The organism is Streptomyces sp. BPTC-684 (assembly GCF_030028635.1).
GTDB classification, from domain to species: domain Bacteria; phylum Actinomycetota; class Actinomycetes; order Streptomycetales; family Streptomycetaceae; genus Streptomyces; species Streptomyces noboritoensis.
Genome location: NZ_CP124863.1, coordinates 6,995,127 through 7,018,302 on the forward strand (window position 1 = coordinate 6,995,127; position 23,176 = coordinate 7,018,302).

Genomic DNA, 23,176 nt, shown 5'->3' on the forward strand with positions numbered 1-23,176 from the left:
GGAGTCATCAAGGTCACGGTGTGTGGTGAATGACAGGGCAGGTAATGGCGCGTTCATGACAAACGGTACGAACTGTGATGCGGGTGCGTCCCCCGGTGCCACGGTAGAGCCGTGGACAGGCATGACGCCAGAGTGCCTGCGCGACCCCGGCCGGTCGGCGGCCGAGGGCGCGCCATCGCGGCCGGCCCATCCAAGATTTCCGTGAAAACGATCAGGGCTCCATCGGTGTGGTGACTTGAGGTGTCCGGCAGCTGGCGGCCACGAGCAGGACACGCTTCCGCAGTAACGGGAAGCCTGCGCGGCCGGCCATGTGCCTCTTGACGGTCTTGAGGTCTGTGACCCTGCCTTCGACGACGCCGGAGTTGCAGGGGCTGGTGAGGCCCTGGACGACGGCGTCGAGGTCGTGGCGGAGGTTACGGGCGAAGCTCTGGATCACCGGCAGTTCGGCGTGCTCGGCGGCTTCGATCCATCCGGGCAGCCGCCGCTCGCTGTCGAGCCGGGCCATGATCTTGGCGAACTCGCGGGCGTGTTGCGCGGTGTCGGCCAACTCCGGGAAGCCGTACCGGAGTTCCTTGAGGCGGAGAGATTCTTCACCGGTCAGGCCGTCGGGGCGGCGGGTGAACCAGGTGGTGGCCTGCCGGACGGTGGGTGCTTCGGGCGGGCCGCACGGGGGCGGGTTGGTGCCGCGCGGGGGTTCCAGCCTAGCGGCGCACGCGGCTGCGGGCGCTGCCGAGGCAGCCGAGTTCACGCAGCTCGCGGTGCAGGCGCCGCCCGCTGTCAGTACAACCTTCGCGCCATCGCTGGTTGAGATAGGGAGCGTAACGGGCCAGCCCATGGTGTCTGCGGCGCCGCGTAGTGATCATGTCGTCCGCGGTGGCCGCTTGGCCGTAACGGCGGACCGTCTTGCGATCCAGACCGGGCCCGGGCGGCGATGCGGTCGATGCCGACGCCCTTGCCCCACCGTCGGCTGCACGCCCAACGCCGTTCCGGCTGGTGTGGTTCGTCCGCCCATGGCAGTCCGAGTCCGGTGAACAGGGCCTGTAGCTCGGGCGGGTAGCCGTCGAAGCTGTCCCGTACCGGGTAGAGGCGCTTCCGGAGCTGGACTCCTGTCCGGCGATGTGGGGCCGGTAGGAGTCGGCGACGATGATCCGCCCCGCTTCATCGGTGAGGTGCTGGCGGGCAGCGAAGACGAGTTCCGTGGCCCGCTCCGTGCGGCTGCGCCGCGCCTGGGGCACACCCGCGGTGTTCACGCGCGCGTCACCGGCGGCGGGTCCCATCCGTAGGTCCTTGAGTGCCTGGCGCTGCGCCTGGGACAGTTCCTTCCATCGAACATGCTGGGTGCGCAGCCATTTCCCGAGATCGCTGCAGCAGAACTCCCTTGGCCCGGCAAGGAGTTCGGCCCGCCGACCGCCCTCGGTCCTGAACAGGCGGAGCCGCACGAGCTGGCGGTGCCAGACCGCGGTCCAGACCGCTTCGGGTGGCAGCCCCACTCACCGATCGCGTCCAGCTCGGTATCCGTGACGCCGGGGCAGTACAGCTCGGTGAGCATTGATCCGATCGGGATCTCCTCGCCGCCGAGGTCGATGGGTCCAGGCGGCCGCGCCGCCGCCCCGCCCCAGCCTCTGCCGCATGATCCGAGAGCAAAACCGGACCTGGCCTCCGCAGAGGGCGTGCCCGCTTTCAGACACCATCTCTGACGCGCTGAACTCCGACCTTCCTCACCGGCGAGGCCGTCCGGCCGTCCGGGTTCCGGTGGACACGTTGATCGAGGCGTTTGGGTGGGGAACCGTCGGCTCGGTGTGACCGTCGAAGGGGCATGGGTGACAGGACTCGGCGAACCGTCTTTGCTCTCGTGCTGGCTGGTGGGGTGCTCGTGGGCTGTACGCAGGGGGGTGAAAGCACCAGAGCCGTCCGGGCAGCCCCGTCCGTTCGGACGGTTCCCTTTGAGCTCTCTACGCACTGCGGAATCGACGAGGCCCGTATCGGTGCGACGTATTTCGAAGCGGAGACCCCGCTCTCCGACGGCTCGGGGAACCCGCCCGAAGGGTGGGGCAACCCGGTCCAGCGCGGCACGATGACCTTGAAGTCCGGGACGGAGGCCGTCTTCACCGACGGCTTGGGTCATGTGGTGAAGTTCCGTGCCCGACCCGGAGCGGATTCCTTCAAACGCCTTTGCGACTAGTGTTTCGGTGACAGGTGGTGCAGTACGGCCGGGACTGCCCCCCGAAACCCCGTGACAACCCGTTTTGAGCCTTTCCCAACCTGGCGGCAGTGGCCACGAGTTGGACGGCGGCACGGGATCACCGCAGCCTTTGCCGATGCGGACCTCAAATGCTGGGCGGACGAGGCGTATCAAGGAGCCGGCGGACCTGTCCGGGGCTCTTTCGGGGCCGCCTCCGGAGATGGAAGCGCCGTCACAACCCCACCCGTGCCAAGATCCGCTGCCTCGGCGAGCGGGCCATGGCCCCGGGTTCGGCCGTTCCTGGTCCCAGCGCGGGCGGCCAGTTCGACGCCCCGGGCGATGACCTTCTGTTCCAGGTCCTCGTACTCGGCGGGGGTGTGCTGGCGTTCTTGGACGATGGCCCACTCGATGGTCCCGTCTGCGCTGATGGCGGTGGTGAGGCGGGGCTCGGCGGTGTCGGTGTCCCGGGCCAGGATGTGGCGGCCCTGGTGGACGAGGGTGCCGTTACGGGTGAGGGTGAGGCGGTCGGGGTCGGCTTCCCTCCACGGTGTCTCGGCCGGGTCGCCGCCGTGCAGCTCGGCAGGGTCGGCGAACCAGCCCGCCAGCGAGTCGTCCGGAGCGGTGTGCCCGACGTGCCGCAGCACCAGGCTGTGCGCGGCGTCCTCCGCGGCCTCGTACATCTGCGTCCACCGCGGGTCCTGCCCGCTTGCCTCATAGGTGACGGTGAGGCGGTCCCCGGCCTGCGACGGGTACCACGGCGCCCGGGTCAGCGCGCGGTGCCTCCACCAGCGCCTGAGTCTCCCCGCCCAGATCACGGCGGTGCTTGACGTCCTCGGCCTGACCGAGCGGCGACTGCGGCACGGTGCGCCCCTGCCCGCCGCAGTGGCAGGACACGGTGGCCGCCTCCCCGTCCCTGCCGTGCTCGCGCAGCCAGGTGTCGGCCTCGGCGGTAGGGAACTCGGGGCTTTCGGTAGTGCCGCCGACCGGCCGGGGAAGTCTGGGTACTTGCGGCGCCAGTTGACGGCGGCGGAGCGCCCCACACCCGCGCGCTGTGCGATCGGGAGAGGTGCACGGTGTCCATGCGATCTCCTTCCAGCCGCCGGGCACTCGGTCGGCCCGGCTTCGATACCGGGGACCATGGCAGACTGCCTCAAGTCTTTCAATACCCTTCTAAAGCGGTCGAGTTGGGGTATTGTATATAGCCTGCGTCCGCGTACGCGAGGGCCGGATTTACCCGCTGGGGTACCTGTCCCGCGCCCAGGCCGCTGCCCCAAGCCAGGGGTGTCCGGCGCTCGCTCGTTCCGGAAGTGCCCGGCCCCCGGATCTGTTGTGGCATCTGCCGCGCTGGTTGTTGCAGTATCGGTGGCCTTTGCTTCCTGGCACGTTCGGTATCGCTGCTGGTCACCACGATTTTTTGGCGTGGCCGGGGTGCGGACATCCCCTCCACCGCCCTACGCTCGCCCCCCTGATCAAGGAAAAGGGAGGAAGGGGGGCAGGGTGGGCGGGCGGTGGAGGGGATCGGGGCGCCGCCTGCTGGTTGCGTGTCGCGGGGGCTCCGCGCTGTGCCCGCCGTGCGGCGGGCTGGCCCGGCACGGCTGGGCTCGGCCCGGCATGTGCCGGAATGGAGTGCGTGGGTGAGGCTCGGCGCCCAGCGCTCTGGGGGCAGTACCGCCGGGCCGTCCCGGCTGCCCCGGGCCCTGGTGACGGAGGGCCCGGGGCGGCAGAGATGCCACGTGTTGTGTCGGTGTCAGGCGCCGTGAACAGCCCCGTGCTGCTGCCGCAATCCCGACCTCACCAGCGCATGCCGAGGGAGTTGAGGTCGGCACGGCGCGGCGCTGCTCGGTGAGTTTGGTGGTGCGGCGGCGGGTGTGATCAGGTGCACTGCCACACGATCTTCAGGTCGGCCTGGTCGTTGTTCGGGTTGGAGCCGCCGGGGGAGACCATGGCCTTGCCGCCGGGGAAGGCGATGTTGGTCGGCGTGGTTTCGGGGGTGGGGTCCGGTGTGTCGCCGTTGTAGCGCAGGCCGATGTCCACGGGCACCGTTTGTGTCCCGTACAGGTGGAACTGGCAGGTGACAGAGGACGTGGTGAAGGAACACGACGGCTGCGTGCCGAGGCCGGGAATTGGGCCCGCGTTGACCGAGGTGAAGTCCACTCCCCGGGGTGCGTTGACCGTGAGCGTGAAATCCGGGTTGCCCGTGCCGTACTCGCCGAACGAGGCGAAACCCGTGTTCAGTTTCAGGGTCCCGACTCCGTCCGGATCGGCCAGCAGGGCGGGCGGTGCCACCTGCGTGACGAAGGAGTCCGTGGAGGGCCCTGGAGGCGGGTTTGCGCTGGCGGGCGGCGTGGGCAGCAGGCCGACGGCGAGTACGGTACTGCTCGCTATGACGAGCCGCTTGGCCATGGTGGCCCGGCTGGATCTGAGCATGGTCGATCCCCTTTCCTGTTTCCTGGATGGCTGGCGCAGCCTGGAACCAGCAGAGCATGCGGGCATGAGCCTGGCGGGTTGTGGGCGGCCATCCGGGGGTCGGGGTGGGCAGCGGCCTGTGTGGTGCCGTCGGGCGGCCGCAGTGACAGTGGTCAAGATCCAACCGGCAACCGGCAACCGACATCGGAGCGCACATGGCATGCGTGTGTCGTGCCGGGGAGCCTCAGTCCCGGCCGGTGGTGATCGTATGGAGTGCCGGGCCTCCGCCCCCGATCCTTCCCGGGGGTGTGTGACAGGCCCGGTGCGGCAGCGGTGCCGTCAGTCCATCCGCCAAGATCGGTCAGCCTCTGCCCGAGCCAGTTCGGCGTCGTACTGGGTGGCCTCAAAGTAAAAGTCGCGCGGCGCACTCTCGTCGCGCGGAGTCTCCCAGCCCGTCCAGCACACGAGGCCTCCCGTTCGTTGCACGAAGGCGCTGAGGCCGCCGCAGCAGCCAGCCGTGCATTCGGGCTCGCCGAAGAACAGGCGGCGAGCCTCGCCCCTGCCACGCAAAGGGCTGGGGCGGTCGGCAGGCAGTGCATCCCTGGCAAACGGCCCGCGACCTCCATCGCCTACGACGCCGTGCACCACGTCCTCGCCGTTGACCCAGAACCGCACCTGGGCAGCAAATCGTGGGCCCCGGGGAAGCACCCTGATCTCAAGCCGATCGAACATCGGTCCACCCTACGGTGCCCCTCACGCGCTGTCATAGCGGGTGACCCAATTGCGGCCCGTACGACCGTGCTTATGGCTGACGAAGATCGCCAGCCGTTCGTGGACATAGCGGTCCGTTTGGTCGATGGACTGCTCAGGGCTGGATATCTGGAACAGTGGCGCTACCACGCAACGCTCAGTGGTTCACCGCAAGGCGGTGTGATTTCAATGCTTTTATTCAATGTCTACCTGGATCGGCTGGCAAGTCCATCGAGACGAACCTGCTGCCCGCCTACCACCGGGAAGCACGACGCACGCCATACCGTCCGTACATGTTGCTGTGGCAACGCTCCTTCAGGCTGGAACAGCAAGGAGACTGGGAGGCAGGTCGGGCACTGAGCAAGCAGATGAAGACCATGTCCTGCGGAAGGCCGAGGAGATCAAGGACGACATCGGCCGGTTCCTGCACAACGAGCTCAGGTTGGAACTGTCCGAGGACAAGACCCTGATCACGCACGGGCGGACGAAAGCCGCCCGGTTCCTCGGCTACGAGATCGTGGTCTTGGACAACGACACCAAGCACGACCAGCGCGGCAATCGCAGCATCAACGCGCAGATCGGGCTGAAGCTGAAAGTGCCTGCTGACGTCATCCGCGCCAGGCGCCGCCCTTACATGCACCATGGCCGACCGGTCCGGCGGACCGAACGTACAGTCAACAGCGACTTCTCCATCGTCGCCCAGTAATCAGGTCGAGTTCCGCGGGATCGCCGGTTACTACCAGCTCGCGTTCCACCTCCACCGACTCGACCGGTTGAAGCACGTGATGCAGCGCTCCCTGGTCAAGACGCTCGCACGGAAGTACCGCATCCGTGTCCCCAGGATCTACCAGCGCTACCGGACCGTGCTGAAGGCGGACCAAGGTCCCCGCCGGGGGACTGCGGGTCATCGTCGAACGCGGTGAAGTCGTCAAGCGCCTGCTCGCCGACACCTCCGAGATGTGCGGGTCCCATGACGGTGTCGAAGTGCACCACATCCGGCACCTGAAAGACCTGAACGTCCGGGGGCAGGCTCCCAACCCCACCTGGGCCCAGACAATGGCCGCGCGCCGTCGGAAGGCCTTGGTCGTCTGCCGTGTCTGCCACGAGAGCGTCCACTACAACGGACGCCCCTCGCGGCAGAACTCATGAGAAGGAAAGGCACTGGAGAGCCGGATGCAGTCAGCGCCGCACGTCCGGTTCTGTGGGGGCCGTTGGAAAAGGGCCTGGTCACAGGTACCTCGCTGGCGGCCTACCCAACCGCCTGTCCCGTTCGGGAAGGAGCCGTCGGAAAAAGACCTCAACCAGGGGCACCTCGTCGGCGGCCTACTTCACTTGAAGCGGCGGGGACTGGAAACGGAGCACGTCAAAAAGCGCCACCGCGCCAGTCCCCGACCCTACTCAAAAGCTCAGACGCGCACGGCCAAGTCTTTTCGCGCCACCGAGAGGATGAGTTCCCGCAGCCGCTCGACGTACAGCCGCATGTTCTTGTACGCGATGTCGGTGTCCGGATAGCGGCTGGCGAACTGCAGGCCCTCGTGGAGCCTGGTGATGAACACGCATACCTGGTCGCCGTACGAAATCCGCATCAACCCCTGCGCCTTGAGGTCCTGCCACCGTCCCGACCCCGGGATGCCACGTGTGTCGACGAACGAGACGATCGAGTACAGGTCGGGAGACGTGGGTCGGAAGTCGGAGCCCAGTAGACGGAGCACGCGGGCGATGGGCATCCGCGACAGTGACTGGTTCTCTCGCAGCGAGGCGCGGACCATTACCAGTGCGCTGTCGAAACCGAGCGCCTGTGCCACGGGAATTTCGATCGGCGCGCCGCCCACGTACCAGCCCACCGAGTCCGACCACTGGGATTTCACCCTGGTGTGGAACGGCACGACGGTGCGGTACACCCGCTGCCCGTTGATCTCGTGGACGATGAGGGCGGTGGCCGCGAGGATGCCGGTCAGGGTTCCGCCGTACGGTCGGCAGTACGCCTCGAAGGCTGCCGCGTCCGCGTCGTCCACGAGCATCTCGTGCATGAGTTTCTGGGTGGGAAGCGGCCCTTCGGGGTTCAGACCGAGGTCGACGGGGAAGTTCGGCAGCTTCCCGTCGCATCGAGCGATGAACTCCCGCCAGCGGGCGACAGTCGTGTGCGTGTCGTCGATCTGATCGGCGTTCGTGCGCTCGATTGCGCAGAAGTCGACGTAGCTGGCGACCGGTGGCGTGTCCACGGTCCGGCCTTCGAGGCCGGCCGCGTAGAGATCGTGGACCTCACCAGGGATGCGCTGAATCGAATACGAGTCGACGTTACTGTGATCGAACGCCATGTAGACACTTGCGCTGTCGTCCCGGACGACCGCGGTGAAGATGAAGTTCGGCCAGGTGAGCGCATCCGCCGCGACGTCAAAACGGTCCTGCAGGTACTGGGCCAGTGACGCCGCATCGGGAAAGTCGCCGATGTCCTGACGGTGCAGCGAGACGGCATCGGCGTCCAGCGTGAAGCGCCGCATTTCCTCGCCGGTCCAGCGGAACCCGCTGCGCAGCGTCTCGTGCCGAAGCGTCCAGGCCCGCAGCGCGTCGTGGAGGACGTCGAGATCAACCTGCCCCGGGATGTCGAATGCTGTGCCGATCCAGGTCGGTACGAACAAGCCGTCATCGCGTACCGACCGCGTCGTTCGAACGTGGGCCTCCTGTACGTACGCAGGCGGGCGGGAGTCGTCCGGCAGACTCATCGCGGTCTCGACGGCCGTCGGATGCAGAATCCATTCCACGAGACGTCCGGGCCGGATCTCGCAACGCTGGATGTCGGTGATTCGCACGAGGCTCTCCGTTCGCATGCCCTCAGGCCACAGGCAGGGCGGGGGTGGATGAAATGAGCGCGGGGTCGCGGCCGCCGACCGCATGTGGGGCATCGCCGCCACCGGGCCGTCGCCGGTCCATGCCTATGGAACATCGCTCGATGACACATCCAGACCAACGAGCGGACGTTCCGGAAGGAACGCCGTAAACGAGACCGACGGTGTCAGAGGGAGTCGAAGGTGGCCGACTGATTCACCTCGAGCGTTTTCTGATCTCCAAGCCTGCCCAGCCCCTTGAGATGCGGCTACTTATGGTCATCTCGTGTATCCGGGGCATGACCCAGATACGTCGGAAACCCGCCACGGGATGCTCTTGGAGCCCGGACAGCTCGTTACGACTCGGCGTCGGGCGTGAGGATGCGAGCCGGACGGGGACGGGGATGTCCGGCCTCGGATCTGGCGACCTCGCGTATTCGACAGTCGCGTATTCCGTGCCTGGTGAGCGCAGGCTCTCGCTGTGAGTGATCGACGGACGTGCGGTGCGGGCTGATCATGCTGGTAGGCCACGGGCGGGGCCGGTAGTTCCTGCTCAACGAGGAGTGACTATGTGGTACCGGAGGACGGCTCTGCGTCTCGCGCTCGGCTGTCCGCTCACCCTTGCCGTGACCGGCATGGCACCGGCGCAGTGAACGCGGAACCCCGCGCCCAGGCGCGGGTCCTGGTACCGGCCTGTGACTCACCGGGCACCGGACAGTGTTACTTTGAGTGGTTCGACTGGTTCGACCGTTCGGGGAACCGGACCGTCGAGCTGGATCCGGAGATCGGCGTGTGCCGTAACGCGTCAGCGGGGGCGGTCAGAGGCACCAACCGCACCAACCGCGTAATCCACCTCTGGCCCAGGGCCAACGGCTTGGGCAGCGCGACAGCCCCGGTCATGCCAAGGGGTTGATCTTGCTGGCCACTCGGGCTCCGTGGGCTGGAGAACCTGGTCCTGGAGACGTTGCCGAAGGCAGGCTTCCTCAGGCGTCACGGGGCCGTCACCGCGGAGCAGCTGGAGTCGGGGTCCAAGTGCGGGTCGTATGTCTCGGGCTCAAGGCGGCGTTCGTGGGTGGAGTACTCGCCGAGTGGCGGATGTGCTCGTTCAGGGACGGTGAGATCTGGGCCAGGTCCTCGGGGTCGATGAGGAGATGGCGCCCTCGCGCACCGAGACGGCCACCCGCATCAGGTGTCGGAACTGGGACTCGATCAGGTCGAAGTCGAAGTCGATGACGTTGCGGCCCGGCTCCCCGAACAGCTTCCCCTGGCGGGGGCCCTTGGGGGCCCGCTTGGGGGGGGATCCCCGCAGTGGGCCGTCGAGCCCTTCCCGACCCGCCCAACGGGGCGCCGTACCGCACCGGACCTCGGCAAGTCCGTTTGAGCGCTCCTTCACCGATTCGCCTCGGCCGAGAAGGGCAGATCGAGCCACCGAGGGCGCGCCCGACCCGCCCTCGGTTCATGTCAGGGCCGGATGACTCCCACCGTCAGATGTGTGTCGTCGATCCACAGCGAGGTGGCTCCCACCTGGAGCGATGCCTGCACCCATACACGGTATGTACCGGCGGGCAGGAAGTCCTTGGAGTGGCGCTCCATGGCGTTGGCCTCGAACCCGTCCGATGCCCCGAACGCGAACTCCGTCCCGGCGGCGGGTTCCATCTCCGTCGGAGCGCCCACGTCCGACTTCTGGTAGACGATACGAGCCGCGCACCAGCCGGGTCCGGGGCACTGCACCTCGGCTGTGAAACGCGCGTCGAACATCCGCGTGGTGCCCGCCGGAATGGTGACCGACGTCGCCATGCCGGCCACGTCGACCCACCCGGCGACGTTGATGGTCTGATTGTTGGTGTTGGACGCGTACTGCTGCTGCTCGGTGAACGTACCGGTGGATGTGTCGACGATGCTCCACGCCACCCCGGTCCCGATCCCGACCCCCGCCATCACCATGGCACCCACGGCTAACGCTCTCCTGCGGCTCTTTCGCATCGCGGGTTCACCTCGACATTCGGGTGCGGCGCCCGCCGTTGGGCGCCGTGCCCGGAACAAGCTAGAGCAGGGATCTTACGAAGAAAAGGCACGGCCGACGGGGTGAGAACCGCCCGTCTCCCGCGCGGCCGCGCAGGTGACTCCACCAGAGGACCGCCCGTCACGAAGGACGAGGACGGCCGACTGCTCGTACGACGAGACGCCCCCGCCGATGAGCCCGGATGGTAGTCCGCCCGCAGCACCTCGCCGCTCTCGGACACGCGCAGTACCCGACCCGGGCCGAACACCGGAGCCTGCTCGGGCGATCGCGCGGCGGGCAGACCGGCAAGGTCCGGGCGTCCTCGTACCCGGCCGGACGCGGTCGCAGGGAACAAGGCGTACTCGTCCCGCGCCAACCGCGCCTACCTGCGCAAGCGCCAGATCAAGGCGGTCATCCCGGAGAAGAAGGACCAGGCCGTTCAGATGCCCTTCGCGGGCGTGGTGCTGGCGTGCGGTGCGCAGGTTGGTGGCCCATTTGTTGTCCTGGGTGCGTGCCACGTTGGTGCGTCGGCGTCGGTTTCTCGTCTTTCGTGGTGGGTGTCGCGGCAGGGGGAGGGTTGTAAGAGGGAGGGTTGTACGGATCGGGATCTCAATCGGATGCAGGTGAGGTTGCGTCGTCGTCACGATCAGGGCGCTGTAACCAAGCCACCGTTCTCCGGGTTGCAGTGGCGCATAGATTGATCTGCACACGACGTTTCCGCAGGTCCGCAGGTCCGCAGGTCCGCAGGTCCGCAGGTCAGTGGACGGTGCCCGGAGGAGTCGTTGTTCACCGATCCAAAGGAAGTTGTTTCATTCATGCGCCGCACCACTGTCCGCCGTACCGCCCTCGCCGCCTCCACGCTCTCATTGGCCCTGCTCGTCAGCGGCTGCGGCTCGGAGGGGTCAGCAGCGAAGGAGGAGTCGAAGGGCAAGACGTCGTCAGGTGCACCCACCGCCCCGGCTACCACATCGGCTCAGAACGTTCTGTCCCAGGCCGAGCTGGACAAACTCGTGCTGGCCGAGGCCGACCTGAAGGACCACAAGGTCGCCAAGCCCACGCAGGCGGACCTCGCCTCGTCCAAGACGGTCACCACCGACAAGGCCGCGTGCAAGCCGCTGGGCGACGTCATGGCGCTGCGCGCGCCCGGTTCGCCCGGGGCGAGCGCGACCCGCAAGGTCATGGCGGTGCCCAAGGGCCCGGGCGCGAGCGCCTCGGCCGAGGAGAAGGCGAAGGCCGGTCTCGACGCCCTGGGCTCGACGATCACCGCTGACACGCTGGCCTCCTACAGCGGCCGCGGCGCGGCCGACGCCCTGGCGGCCCTGAAGAAGGCGGGCGCGGACTGCGCGGGCGGCTTCTCCCTGATCGCCGAAGGCGACAAGACCGCGTTCAAGGTCTCTCCGGCCTCCTACACCGCAGGGGACGAGGCGGTCGCCTTCACCTTGACCGCGGACCTGGACGGTGAACCCGGCACGTCCCACCTGGTGGCCATCCGCCAGGGCACCACACTCGCCACCTTCTACGCCTTCAGCCTGGCGGGCAAGGCGGAGCAGCCGAAGGCCGTGATCGACGCCCAGCTGAAGAAGCTCGCCTGATCACACCCCTCGTTCCTCCAGCCGTTCGCGGCCCAGGTCAAGGAGCCTTCACTGCGGCTACCCGCTGCAGCTTCACCTCATGGGCGCTGTCAGCCGAACAGTGTGACGAGAGCCACAGCACGGCCAGCCAGACACCGGCGATACACCGGCGATGACCGGCAGCACGAGCAGCGCTGCGGCGAGCACCGGTCCGGCCCGCTCGCCCTGTTGCTCCTTCGCACGGGCCTTGGCCTTCTCCTCCGCCTGCCACGCCTGCTGCTCCACCCGGCAGGCGTGGCAGTGCGCGGCCTTTTGGCTTCCCTACGGCTGATGTCCACGGTGGTAGTAGGCGGCACTGCAGCCACCGAGCCGCACCGCAGCTCCCATGTGGCCGTGGTGCGCTCCACCGCGGTGCCCGCTGAGGACGGCGACGGCTGGCGGCTGGCTGGTGAGAAGCGGCACATCACGAATGCCCCGGTCGCAGATGTGTTGCGCGTGGTCGGACGGCCGGCCGGGCGGCAAGCGGGACATCGCTTTGGCCGGGGTCGGTTAATCTCCCGTGGGCGGTCAATCGACCGTGTCGAAAAGTACGGTGCAAAGGACTTGTAGTGCGGATTTTGGTACGGGGGGCGGTCGCGGCCGCATTGGCGGCAGCGGTGCTGACGGGGTGCGGCGGGGAGAAGGAGTCCTCGGGCAAGCCGGCGGCGACCCCCACGCAGGCATCTTCGGAAGCGTCCGAGAAGGCGTCCGGTGCTCCGGTCGCCGAGGGCGGCAACACGGTCGGGGCCGCCGGATCGGCATGCCCGCTGCCCGTGGCCTTCACCACCGCCGACAAGTGGAAGGCGAAGGCGATCAAGCTCGACGGCACGGCACTGGACGCCCTCGCCAAACAGGGCCCGTTCACCATGGCCTGCGAGATCGACGCCAAGCCCGCCGGGAACATCGGCTTCCTGCGCGCCTGGACCAGCACCGCCAAGGGCGGCACCCCGCGCGCGGCCCTGGAGGCGTTCGTCACCGCCGACAAGAACGCGAGCAAGGCGGCGTACACGGAGATCAAGGCGGGCTCGCTGCCCGCCACCGAGGTCGTCTACGAGACGTACAGCAAGCTCCTCGACGAGTCGAAGCAGGAGCACGCCCTGGCCGTCATCACCCCGAGCGGCGCGGTGGTCCTGCACCTGGGCGGCATGGACACCGACGAGCACAAGGAAATGCTCCCGGCCTACGAACTGGCCAAGAAGAGCCTGCGGGCCACCTCCCAGTAGGGCTCGGCCATCAGCTCGTGCGCCTCGTGCCGCTCTCGCCTTTGACGGTCCTCCTGCTGCTTGCGGTGGTTGGCGAAGGAGTCCGCCTGCCGACGGCTGCGTTTACGGCATCGTCAAGACCCATGGCACCGAACGTATCGGGCAGCGCTGACAGAGGGCTTGGCCTTCACAGAGCATGAGGAAGAGGCGCCGGGTACGAACGCTTGCCAACGGGATGGCGGCCGCACTGGACGGGTGCGCGCGCCGACTGTGCCTCCTGACCACCTCGTGACTCAGGAGGCTGGCGCGCCCACAGACCGGTGACAGGTACCCGTAGCCGGTACTTCCGCGACCCGTACCCTCGCCACCCCCGACGGCCCCCGGATCCTCCTTGCAACGCGAGCATGAACGAGCCCGCCGTGCCCGGCGTGAGGTGGAACAGGCTGAGCGTGAGCGCGGGGATGCCGAGTGGGCGCAGCGCCGTGAGACCTGGAACATCTGCCAGGCCTGGGTGCTGACCCCGGCCCGGTGCATATGGTCACGGTCCCTCCGGTCAGCGGCCTCCTGCTCGGCTACAAGGCCGAATTCACCCCCGTCGAGCCCACCGTCAAGGCCCGTATCACCACTGGCACGGGCCAGGCCCCGTAAGCCGGGCGCAGGCTGCCTCCGCCTCAACCGGCCCGTCCGGTATCGAAGATGACGAGCAGCCCACCGACCGCCGCGTAGGCGATCCAGCACCGCCTGACAGCAGAGTTTCGACGAGCCCGTGCCGGCTCAGGGGACGGGCGGTCAACGGATCTGCACGGTGGCGCAGGTGAACGTAGCGTCCTGGACGGACGCCTGGGGCCCGGTCGTCACTGATGACGCCGCGTCCGGCCCCGGTTTCCGCTGGTCGGCCCAGTGGGGAGACCCGGAAGGGTGCACGCGGTCGTGTTGCCGCGGCGACGAGGCGTCGCCGTGACACGATCCACCCCGAACTGCTTCCTCCGGGCGGGCCCATCCCCGTCTGCCTGATGCCCCGTCGTTTCTTCTGTGGAGGCCACGTGTCAGGTCTCAGACTCCTGTCTTCCGTCGGCAGAGCTCGACGCCGCGTGGCGGCCGTGTCGGTAGCGGTTTCGGCCCTCGGCTCCCTGGCCCTGTCCGGCGTCACCGCCCAGGCGAACGCCCCACTGGCGCAGCAGCGACTTGCTGCCGACGTGATCAACGCCTGCTACGACCAACACACTGGCGCTCTACGGTATGTGTCGAGCCCCCAGGACTGCCTCGCCAATGAGTGCCCGCTGTCGTGGAACCAGTCCGGCGTTCCCGGCCCCCCTGGTCCCGCCGGCCCTCAGGGAATCCAGGGTCCGGTTGGTCCGGCCGGTCCGGCCGGACCACAAGGCCCGGCAGGGGCCACCGGCCCGCAAGGAGACCAGGGGCCCGCAGGCCCGGCCGGTTCCACCGGACCGCAGGGAATCCAGGGCCCCGCAGGTCCGGCGGGGCCGGCAGGGCCACAGGGACCGCCCGGACCCGCAGGCGGCTCCTCGGTGTTGACCGGCCTCGTCGGCTTCGTCGATGCCACGGAGACGGACGGCTTCGTCGGTGCATCCGGGCAGGCCGGTCTCGGCACCTCGGCCGACGCCGTCGCCACGCCACTGCCGACAGCCGGGCGTATCAGCACGCTCCGGGTGAAGGTCGGAAACTCGGCGCAGGGCGTCGCGGTCACCGTCATCCGCAACGGCACAGCGACCGCCCTCACCTGCACCACCGACGCCGCGGGCACGTGCACGGCGACCGCCGGAGCTCCCATCGGCTTCGTGGCGGGTGACACCATCGCAGCGGAGGTTCAGCACTCGGCCGGTCTGTTGCGGGATGTCCGCTGGTCCACTCTCCTGGAGTCCTGACGTGGTCGTGAGCAGACGCGCGGCTCTGCTGCACGGAGCCGTACTCGGCACGGCCTTCGTGGCGCCGTGCGCGTTCGGCGCCCGCCGGGCGGCAGCCGTTCCCGCCCGCGCTCCCGCCTACTCGCTCGCCGCCTGGAAGGCGCTGGTCGGGTCGACGGTACGAGTCACCGGCCGGCCCGGATCGGTCCTGAGGGTGACCGAAGTGAGGGACCGGTCGGACGTCACCCGCGGCAACCGTGTGCCCGGCCGGGGCGAGGTCTTCGTCATCCGTCTCACCGGTCAGTCGGGCCCGGCACTGGACGAGGGTGTTCACCCCCTGGAGGCCCCCGCCCTCGGTGCCCCCGCACTCTTCCTGAGCCCGGTCGGCCCGGGACCGCACTATCAGGCCGTGGTCAACACATGGCTGCCGGACACGGCAGCGGAAAGGCGGTGAACGGTGTCGGAGCCATTCGTCGGTGAGATTCGCATGGTCGGTTTCAACTTCGCGCCCAGAGGCTGGGCCCAGTGCAATGGGCAGCTGCTGCCGATCAGCCAGAACACGGCCCTGTTCGCCCTGCTCGGCACCACCTACGGAGGCGATGGGCGGACCACGTTCGCCCTGCCCGACCTGCGCGGCCGCGTTCCCCTGCATCAGGGGGCCGGTCCGGGGCTCTCCCCCCGCACCCTCGGTGAGTCCACGGGGGCGGAGACGGTCGTGCTGACGGCGGGCCAGCTCCCCTCGCACACGCACACCTTGAAGGGCGCTGCCACGCGGCAGGACACCAACCGGGTGACCGGGGCGGCCCTCAGCAACAGCGGCTACTACAGCACCCAGACCCCGACGGCCGACATGCACCCGGAAGCCGTCGCCGCGACGGGCGGAAGCCAGCCGCACGACAATGTGCAGCCGGTCCTCTGCGTGAACTTCGTCATCGCGCTCGAGGGCATCTTTCCCTCACGATCGTGACCACCACCGTCACCTTCCGCGCGCAGGAGGACGCGGACACCGGCTTCCTGCGCCGCCTCTTCGCCGCTGTCCTCGAACCGGTGCTGGGTCTGCAGGCCTGGCCGGAACGCGAGCGTGAGCTCCTGCTGCGCATGCAGTACGACGCACGGGAACGCGATTGGCGGGAGCGGTACCCACCGGGCCTGTTGGAGATCATCGAGGCCGGCGGCGCGCCCGCCGGCCGGATCCGGCTCTCCCGGCCGCTCGCGGACGGTTCCCGACGCGTTGTCGACCTCGCGATCGCCCCGGAGTACCGGTGCCGGGGCCTGGCGACCGCGGCGCTGACCCGCTGCGAGGGCGCGCTCTCGCTCACCGTCGCCCGTACCAACCTGTCGGCCCAGCGGCTCTACGCCCGCCTGGGATTCACCGTGCAAGGCGGTGACGACCTGGACTTCTTTCTGTACCGACCGGGCACTGGGCGATCATGCGCCGCCGGCCTCGACGCCGCCCAGGATGACGTTCTGGTGCCGGCGTCCCGGAAGGTCACCCCGTCGGCCGGGGAGGCGTCGAGCGCGGCCCCACTCGCAGCCCGGTAAACGATCTACGATCGCGCGGGAAGTGATCTTCGAATGGTGGCTCTCCCGCACGTCGAACCCACCCGGGAAAAGCCCGGGTCGGGACGGTAGCGCTCTTGATCAGCCGATCGCCCAGATCCTCCATCCCTCGTCAGGTTGCGCCTGGACGTATGGTTGCCGATGTGCCCCCGTTCGGTGAAGGCGCCACACCTGCGGCGGGGTGAAGCCAAGCCCGAGGGCCTTCGCCGGGAAGCAAAGGCCCTCGCGGTAGGTCAGAAGGCGCCGCTGTGTCGGCGATCCCGCTGTTCCTGGTCGAGGCCGCCGTAGGCGCAGGGAAGCTCTTCAGCGACGGCATGGAGGCATGGGCTGCCCAAGGGGGATCAGGCCAGGATCGATACGCCGCAACTGGCGAGCACCGCTTGGGCGGAGCACTTCCTCACCGTTATCGCGGCCCTCTCCCGCGTACCATGGGCCGCACTCCTGCAGTCGCGGCCGGCATCATGACCGTGTTGCTCGGACTCTTCCCGCACGGCGACGACGCACCCGCCCATACCCGGCCTCCGCCCCGAGCGCCGGGTACACGCCCTGCTGCAGCGCCAGCGGCGTGTCATTGAACCGCCCGGCCCCGCCCTCGCTCCACAAGGATTGCACCATGCGCACGTCCATCCGGTTCCGCACGGCCTCGGCGGTCGCCCGCCACGGTCGCCCCGTGTCGGTGCCGATGCTTGTGCCGGCCTGTGCAGCGGCCCTCTTGATCACCGGCTGCTCGCCGCGGGAGGCGATCTGCGGCGGGGGTGAGTACCCGGTCCTGAACGTGGGATCCACCGGCAGCGCCTGCATCTCGAACGGTCACGAACCGCCCACGGGCTACACCCGTTACCCGAGGGGCAAGGTCCCCGAGCATGTGGGGGACACGTGGGACGTCTACTGGCAGAGCCATACCGTCGACAAGGGCGGGAACATCATCGTGGCCCCGAAGAGCTGAGGCCACCCGGGGTAACGCTGCTGGTCACCATGGGTTTTCGGTGTGGTCGGGGTGCTGGCATTCCCTTCACAGCCGCACGCCCGCCCCCTGATCAAGGAAAAGGGAGAAAAGGGGGACGGGGGGTGCGGGCGGTGGCCCGCCCCGTCGCCCCGCACGCGTCACTTCCGGCCCGGGACGTGACGGCGGGTATCTTGGCTGGGTCGATCGGGACACCTGCCACTGACCGGGGCGGGTGTGCCGGGACCGGGCCGGGGTGCCCGTGTGTTCGTTATGCCAGGGGGAGACCGTGATACCGCAGCGCAGTCGGGGCCCGGCGCGCCGGAGTGTGATGGCCGGGACCGTCGCCGTCGCCGCCATGGGATGCGTGCCAGGCCGGGACACCTCGGACGGGCGCAACAGCGGTGGGTCCCCCACGAGCCGGCCGCGCGGCGGCGCCACCGTGATGCAGGTCGTCGCGCACCCCGACGACGACCTGTACTTCATGAACCCGGACCTGGAGCAGTCGCTGACGGCGGGGGACCGGCTGGTCAGCGTCTATCTGAACTGCGGCGAGAAGGACGGGATCAACAAGGTCCCGGGCGGCCGGTCGGCGCCCCGGCCCGACGAGCCGGGCTACGCCGGGGCCCGGCGGCAGGGGTTGCGGCAGGCGTACGCGTTCATGGTCACCGGCCGCCCGGACGCGCGCTGGCGGACCGGGGCGCTCGCCCTGCCCGGCGGCCTGGAGGCCGAGCTGGACACGCTGGACGGGCACGACCACGTTCAGCTGGTGTTCCTCGGGATACAGCAGTACGGCCCGGACTGGGTGCTGCCCCGCCTGTGGGCCGACCCCTCGACGGTCGTCCGGACCCGCGTCAGCACCGGCTCGCCCGTGGCCCGTTCGTACGCGGTGACCCGCGCCGGGCTCATCGACGCCCTGGTCCATCTGCTCGACCGGTTCGCACCGACGGTGGTGCGGACCATGGACCCCGATCCGGACCAGCAGCCCCATGACGCGGCGAACCGCCTCCACCACGACCAGCCCGGCTACTCCGACCACCCCGACCACACGGCGGCCGCGCTGTTCTCCTTCGCCGCGCTGGAGCGCCACCGCCGCGGCCGATCCGCACCGGCCTGGGCGGTCGTGCCGTACCGGGGGTACTACAACGAGCGCTGGCCGCAGAACCTGCCCAAGCCGCTGGTACGCCGCAAGGCGCACATCCTCAACGTGTACGGGGGCTCTCCCGGCTCGTGCGGCTTCGCGGCCGGATGCGGCGACTACGACGTGGGCCACGACAACTCCCTGGGCACCGGCTGGGTGCAGCGCACCAGCCCGCGCCAGGTCGCCGCGCCCCAGATCGGGGCGGACACCACCGGGCGGCTCCATGCGTTCGGAGTGCTCTCCGGGCAGGCGGTGATGTGGCAGGAGACCACGCACGGCAGCGGAACATGGGGTGCGCCCACACCGGTCGGCGGGGACGGAGTGCTGCCCGGACTCACCGCACTGCTCGACCCGCAAGGCTGCTGGCAGCTGTTCGCGGTGCGGATCACGGGGCTCGGGCCGCGCCCCCGCAACAACCGGCGCGACCTCGCGTACACCCGGCAGACCCGTCCCGGCGGCGCGTTCGGCGCGTGGACCTCGCTGGGCACCCCCGACCGCGACCCCGAGCGGGCCCGCCGCGTCGGCACCCCGGCCGTGGCCAAGGCCCCCGACGGCACCCTGCACCTCTTCGCCCGGACCTGGGAGCGGGGCATCGCCACCCGCGTCCAGCACCCCGGCGGGACCTGGAGCCGCTGGAGCCCGCTGGGCGGAACCGCACGCGCACTCCAGGACGGTGTGACGGCGGTCACCGATACCCAGGGCCGCGTTCATGTCTTCGCCACGGGCCGCGACACGGTGCACCACTGGACACAGCGCACTCCTGGCGGCGCCTTCACCGAGATCCCCACCGGCCTGCCCGCCTCGGCGGACCCGCCGACCGCGCTGGCCCGTCCGGACGGATCGGTGCTGCTCGTACTCCGTGAACCGGTAACCGCCCGCCCGCTGCTGCACCAGCTCGACGCCGACGGCGCCTGGCGGTCGCAGCCCCCCGGGCTGCCCGGCCGGGGATACGGCGCGTTCGCGCTGCTCGCGGTGGGCGGAGCGGTGCTCCTGGCGGGCCGCAACAACGCGGGCACCGTCAGCTGGGCGCGGCTCGGCGGCCCGGACACGGCCCGCTGGTCGACACTGCCCGGCCGGACCGTCATCGGCCCCTCGCTCGCGCTGGATGCCGACAGGCGCCCCGTACTCACCACGCTCGCCCCGGACGCAACGCTCCACTCGGTACCGGTACCGGTACCGGACAAGGCATGACGGCCGTTGCGGCGGAATTCGGTGACCAGGGCCTCGTCTGTCGCTACGGCGGCCCCGGGTGACGTGGCGCGGCGGAAAAGGCGGCTGCGGACGGGGGCTTGCCCCGAGCCCCCGGCCGGGACGGGACCACTCGTGACAGTGGGCCTCACAGGGAGGCGCTTCGTGGATCTCGTGACGGCCAAGCACCGCAAGGGGCAGTGTCGGCTTGGACGAGAGTTCTGATCCGGGACCTCCCGAGGCTTGGCCTATTCCTGCCCGTACGTCACTTGGTGTCCCCTATCGAGTGATAACCGGTCGGCACGTCTGGCGAGTCGGGCAGCGGCGCCAGGAGCATGACAGCTCACCGTTCCCCACCGTATGGAGGAGAGAACCATGAAGCTGCGTTCCTGGTCCGTCGCTGCCGTCGTCTCGCTGACCGCCCTGCTGATGCCCGCGTCCCCCGCAGCGGCCGCTCCGGCCGCGCCCTCGTGCCCCGACGGCTCGGTCTGCTTCTGGAGCGGGGAGGGCTTCGGCGGCAGCAGCTGGGAGTGGACGGCCCGTAGCGGCTACCGCGACATGCCGCCGTTCCTGCACGACCACGTCGGTTCGTTCGTCGCCTCCACCAAGGCCTGTTTCATCAATTGGGGACCCGTCGAGAAGCGGGACGTCTTCAACGGCGACTGGCGTTCCCGGTACCTCGGCGACTTCGGCGGCCGCATCGACGGCGTAGGCCCCGGCTCCTGCTGACACCCGGATCCATGGTGCGTTCCGGTAGTTCTCGTTGGGGATCCACCGCACGGCGGATCCCCAACGAGGTCACAATCCCGCCCCGCGCCGCCCCGGGCCGTGCAGGTGTCGCCCCTGCTCGATGGCGACCGCCGGCGGGCAGCTGGAGCAGGAGAACAGGTTGAGGGTGCCGAGCCAGCGCCATCCGGCCCGCCAGCAGCTCGGCCTCGAATCCCTCGCCATCCCGGCACTCGGCGCGGGACTTGGCGGGCTTGGAGTGGGCCGACGTCGAACCGCGCGTCCGGCGCGCCTTCGCTGAGGTTCCGGGTGTGCGTCTGAGCCTTTCCCCCCTCACATCTCCCGGTAGCGGCCCCGCCGTGGAAGCGAGGGACGTCAGTGCTGGAGCTGCTGTGCGCACCCCGACTTCGGGCCGCGAGGAGGCGGCTGACCCGGGGCGGTTCCGTCCAGCGGGACCGCTGTGGAAGGCCCGTGACGACGTGGGGTGGCATCCGGTGGGCACCATCGAGGCCGTCTACTACCTGTGATGTCCCGTCATCCGAACCCGCCCTTGATCGGTACGACTTCCTGTAGTTGACCATGCGACCTCGGCAGCGCCGTCACCCTCGCCTCGATTCGACTCGGCCGAGTTCACAGGCTGCGGGGGCGCCGCCGGGAGGTTGCCTGGCGGAGGTCGTGCGGTGGGCGGCCTCCGGCCGTCACGGGACCTGGACAGGCCATCGGAGTCTGGTTCGTACCGCTCGTGAACCTCGTCATGCCGTGGCTCATCGCGTGGGAGGTGACGTACGCGAGCGGTAGGTCGGCCCACGAGGACGCGGCGCGCAAGCCGCCGCTCACCCTGCGAACGCATGGTGGACCGCATGGGTCGCATCGAAGGTGCTGCTCGTGATCGGCTCGCGCCTGCCCGCGGCAGACGACGGGATGGCTTTGGCACATCGGACTTCGGGTGTCTGGATCGGCATCGACGCCCTCAACCTCGTGGCTGCGATCCTCGCGATTTTCCATGTTCAGCAGCTGACACGCCTGCAGCAGCGCGCGTACGCACGGGTGACGGCGCCCCCAGTGGCGACGGCTGCCCAGGCCGCCAGGCGCGAGAGTCGGACGCGGTGTCGTGTCGCCTCCGGCTGCGCGCCTGCTGCCGTCGGAGCGGCAGCGTGGCTCTGTGCCGCCTGTTTGCCAGAGGGCATGGTCGAAATCCCAGGTCAGAAGGTGTGGTTGCTGACGTTGAGGAAACCCGCTGCCGCCGAGGCTGCCAGGACCGTCGGTATCAGCACCCGCACCGGCGAGCGATGGCGCAACGGACGAGGTGCCTCGGGTCGGATCAAGGCATATCCACCGGTCAACGCGGCACCCGTCGCTGAACCGACCGATCACTCGCGCAATCTGCGCGAAGCCGACCGCGTCCACATAGCCGACCGGCTACAGGAGAAGGCCACCGTCCGAGTGATCGCCGCCGAGCCGGGCCGAAGCCCGTCGACGATCAGCCGCGAAGTCCGCCGCAATGGCACCGTCCTGGCTGACGGCCGCTGGCAGTACCGCCCTATTCCGCCCAGCGCCGCGCTGACGCCCGCCGGCCTCGCCCCAAGACCGGGAAGATCGGCCAGAACCCGGAACTGCACGACTTCATCCAGGCTCTGCGCACTGGACGTGTCGGGCGGCGCCCTCGCCGCCTGGCCGACCGTCGACGCTCTCGAGCTGTCAATAACATGGCCATGATCAGCCAACGGCCGCCCGAGGCAGCCGACCGGGCGGTCCCCGGGCACTGGGAGGGCAACCTGATCCTCGGCCGCAGGAAGCACTCCGCGATCGCCACCCTGGTCGAGCGCAGCACCCGATACCTGATGCTGGTCCACCTGCCCGACGGCTACAACTCAGCAGCCGTGCGCGACGCCCTCATCGCCACCGTCAACGCCCTGCCACCCCACCTAAAACGTTCTCTGACCTGGGATCAGGGCACTGAGATGGCCGCTCACCGCGGCTTCAGCATGGCCACCAACGTCCGGGTCTACTTCTGCAACCCCGGCAGCCCGTGGCAGCGCGGTTCGATTGAAAACACCGACGGCCCGCTGCGGCAGTACTTCCCCAAGGGTACCGACCTGTCCACGCACACTCCTGAGGACCTGCAGGCCATCGCTACCGAGCTCAACAGCCGTCCACGTAAAACGCTCGACTGGGAAACCCCAGTCGAGCGACTGCATAAACTGCTCGCCACTTGATCAACTCACCCCGGTTGCGACGATCCCTCGAATCCACCCCATGGGCCCGACCACGGCAAACAGAGGTTTCCCGTTGCTGGGTCGTGACCGTTGGTAGGGGCCCGTGGTCCCGACGAGGTAGAGCCAGACCGCCTCGGTCTGCCGCCGTATCCACAGCCGTGCGACGGCCTCCCCTTCCGGGTGTGTTCGGGACGAACACCGGTCCTGCTTCCCCGCCATCACGGCGGCTGGCGCTGTGGCCTGGGTTGCTGATACGTCAACTCGGCGCTGCACCGGATGAGTTCAACGGGCCCAGTGACGGTATGCCTCGATCCAGCGAGATCCCTCTGGGGCGGGTTCCGGCAGAGGCAGGTCCAGAATCCCGATGCTCTGCCGGACCGATCCCCGAGCGCAACGGGCGACCACGCGTCCGTCCTCGGTCAGATCGACACCGAGCACGCTCACCTCGACGCCGAGAACAGTTGTGGTGAACGGCAGGGCGAGGTTCTCCTCGATCATCGTGAAGAGGCCGGCGACCTGCTCGTCCTCGCTGTAGGCGTCGACGGTGGCCTCTTCGATCAACG

The 23,176-nt window shown here is 69.1% G+C and carries 18 protein-coding genes and 2 pseudogenes; 13 read left to right on the forward strand and 7 right to left on the reverse strand.

Going from position 1 to position 23,176, the window contains the following annotated elements; all coding sequences use genetic code 11:
* Positions 1–211: 211 nt before the first annotated feature.
* The 4 genes from QIY60_RS31080 to QIY60_RS31095 all read right to left on the reverse strand — a co-directional run bounded on the left by QIY60_RS31080 (position 212) and on the right by QIY60_RS31095 (position 5,320).
* On the reverse strand, positions 212–748 hold the full coding sequence (locus QIY60_RS31080; RefSeq protein WP_283145503.1) for a transposase: 537 nt from the start codon (positions 746–748) through the stop codon (positions 212–214).
* A 1,604-nt stretch (positions 749–2,352) separates the two neighbouring features.
* Positions 2,353–2,862, reverse strand: coding sequence for a hypothetical protein (locus QIY60_RS31085; protein ID WP_283145504.1), 510 nt, complete (start codon positions 2,860–2,862; stop codon positions 2,353–2,355).
* Between the two features lie 1,192 nt (positions 2,863–4,054).
* Entirely contained in the window at positions 4,055–4,609 is a 555-nt protein-coding gene (locus QIY60_RS31090) for a hypothetical protein (RefSeq protein ID WP_283145505.1), read from the reverse strand.
* A 318-nt stretch (positions 4,610–4,927) separates the two neighbouring features.
* Positions 4,928–5,320, reverse strand: coding sequence for a hypothetical protein (locus QIY60_RS31095; protein ID WP_283145506.1), 393 nt, complete (start codon positions 5,318–5,320; stop codon positions 4,928–4,930).
* A 319-nt stretch (positions 5,321–5,639) separates the two neighbouring features.
* Between QIY60_RS31095 and QIY60_RS31100 the strand changes: the two genes are divergently transcribed.
* Positions 5,640–6,044 (forward strand): hypothetical protein, encoded by a 405-nt coding sequence (locus tag QIY60_RS31100; RefSeq protein WP_283145507.1) that lies wholly within the window; start codon positions 5,640–5,642, stop codon positions 6,042–6,044.
* Between the two features lie 700 nt (positions 6,045–6,744).
* Here the strand turns inward: QIY60_RS31100 and QIY60_RS31105 are convergent.
* Together QIY60_RS31105 and QIY60_RS31110 are read right to left on the reverse strand one after the other, a co-directional pair.
* Positions 6,745–8,148 carry a condensation domain-containing protein gene (locus tag QIY60_RS31105; protein ID WP_283145508.1) on the reverse strand — a complete coding sequence of 468 codons (1,404 nt, stop codon included), beginning with the start codon at positions 8,146–8,148 and terminating at the stop codon, positions 6,745–6,747.
* A gap of 1,476 nt (positions 8,149–9,624) precedes the next feature.
* Complete coding sequence (locus QIY60_RS31110) at positions 9,625–10,116, reverse strand: hypothetical protein (RefSeq protein WP_283145509.1); 492 nt, start codon at positions 10,114–10,116, stop codon at positions 9,625–9,627.
* 360 nt (positions 10,117–10,476) lie between these two features.
* On the opposite strand from QIY60_RS31110, the pseudogene QIY60_RS31115 reads away from it, so the two are divergent.
* The 12 genes and pseudogenes from QIY60_RS31115 to QIY60_RS31170 form a co-directional block, all read left to right on the forward strand.
* A pseudogene (locus QIY60_RS31115) lies at positions 10,477–10,599 on the forward strand (IS5/IS1182 family transposase); the annotation flags it as partial.
* Positions 10,600–10,980: 381 nt separating this feature from the next.
* Positions 10,981–11,757: a hypothetical protein gene (locus QIY60_RS31120; protein ID WP_283145510.1), complete on the forward strand. Its 777-nt coding sequence runs from the start codon at positions 10,981–10,983 to the stop codon at positions 11,755–11,757.
* A 587-nt stretch (positions 11,758–12,344) separates the two neighbouring features.
* Positions 12,345–12,998 (forward strand): lipoprotein, encoded by a 654-nt coding sequence (locus QIY60_RS31125; RefSeq protein ID WP_283145511.1) that lies wholly within the window; start codon positions 12,345–12,347, stop codon positions 12,996–12,998.
* A 1,505-nt stretch (positions 12,999–14,503) separates the two neighbouring features.
* Complete coding sequence (locus QIY60_RS31130) at positions 14,504–14,860, forward strand: hypothetical protein (RefSeq protein ID WP_283145512.1); 357 nt, start codon at positions 14,504–14,506, stop codon at positions 14,858–14,860.
* A gap of 1 nt (position 14,861) precedes the next feature.
* On the forward strand, positions 14,862–15,293 hold the full coding sequence (locus tag QIY60_RS31135) for a hypothetical protein (RefSeq protein ID WP_283145513.1): 432 nt from the start codon (positions 14,862–14,864) through the stop codon (positions 15,291–15,293).
* A gap of 3 nt (positions 15,294–15,296) precedes the next feature.
* Positions 15,297–15,806: a tail fiber protein gene (locus QIY60_RS31140; protein WP_283145514.1), complete on the forward strand. Its 510-nt coding sequence runs from the start codon at positions 15,297–15,299 to the stop codon at positions 15,804–15,806.
* The gene (locus tag QIY60_RS31145) at positions 15,803–16,381 is read left to right on the forward strand and encodes a GNAT family N-acetyltransferase (protein WP_283145515.1); all 579 of its coding nucleotides are present in this window, start codon (positions 15,803–15,805) and stop codon (positions 16,379–16,381) included. Before QIY60_RS31140 ends, QIY60_RS31145 begins: the two co-directional genes overlap by 4 nt.
* 700 nt (positions 16,382–17,081) lie before the next feature.
* Positions 17,082–17,345: a hypothetical protein gene (locus QIY60_RS31150; protein ID WP_283146128.1), complete on the forward strand. Its 264-nt coding sequence runs from the start codon at positions 17,082–17,084 to the stop codon at positions 17,343–17,345.
* Between the two features lie 328 nt (positions 17,346–17,673).
* On the forward strand, positions 17,674–19,674 hold the full coding sequence (locus QIY60_RS31155) for a PIG-L family deacetylase (protein ID WP_283145516.1): 2,001 nt from the start codon (positions 17,674–17,676) through the stop codon (positions 19,672–19,674).
* 372 nt (positions 19,675–20,046) lie between these two features.
* The gene (locus QIY60_RS31160; RefSeq protein ID WP_283145517.1) at positions 20,047–20,400 is read left to right on the forward strand and encodes a peptidase inhibitor family I36 protein; all 354 of its coding nucleotides are present in this window, start codon (positions 20,047–20,049) and stop codon (positions 20,398–20,400) included.
* Between the two features lie 389 nt (positions 20,401–20,789).
* Positions 20,790–20,924 (forward strand): hypothetical protein, encoded by a 135-nt coding sequence (locus QIY60_RS31165; protein ID WP_283145518.1) that lies wholly within the window; start codon positions 20,790–20,792, stop codon positions 20,922–20,924.
* Between the two features lie 718 nt (positions 20,925–21,642).
* Positions 21,643–22,613: pseudogene (locus QIY60_RS31170) on the forward strand (IS30 family transposase); the annotation flags it as partial.
* A 282-nt stretch (positions 22,614–22,895) separates the two neighbouring features.
* Here QIY60_RS31170 and QIY60_RS31175 read toward each other — a convergent pair.
* Entirely contained in the window at positions 22,896–23,174 is a 279-nt protein-coding gene (locus QIY60_RS31175) for a hypothetical protein (RefSeq protein ID WP_283145519.1), read from the reverse strand.
* Between the last annotated feature and the right edge of the window lie 2 nt (positions 23,175–23,176).

Coding starts and splice junctions, on each gene's coding strand:
- QIY60_RS31085 (WP_283145504.1), bottom strand. CDS start 2,862: ATGTACGAGGCCGCGGAGGACGCCGCGCACAGCCTGGTGCTGCGGCAC.
- QIY60_RS31090 (WP_283145505.1), bottom strand. CDS start 4,609: ATGCTCAGATCCAGCCGGGCCACCATGGCCAAGCGGCTCGTCATAGCG.
- QIY60_RS31095 (WP_283145506.1), bottom strand. CDS start 5,320: ATGTTCGATCGGCTTGAGATCAGGGTGCTTCCCCGGGGCCCACGATTT.
- QIY60_RS31120 (WP_283145510.1), top strand. CDS start 10,981: ATGCGCCGCACCACTGTCCGCCGTACCGCCCTCGCCGCCTCCACGCTC.
- QIY60_RS31150 (WP_283146128.1), top strand. CDS start 17,082: ATGCTTGTGCCGGCCTGTGCAGCGGCCCTCTTGATCACCGGCTGCTCG.
- QIY60_RS31155 (WP_283145516.1), top strand. CDS start 17,674: ATGGCCGGGACCGTCGCCGTCGCCGCCATGGGATGCGTGCCAGGCCGG.
- QIY60_RS31160 (WP_283145517.1), top strand. CDS start 20,047: ATGAAGCTGCGTTCCTGGTCCGTCGCTGCCGTCGTCTCGCTGACCGCC.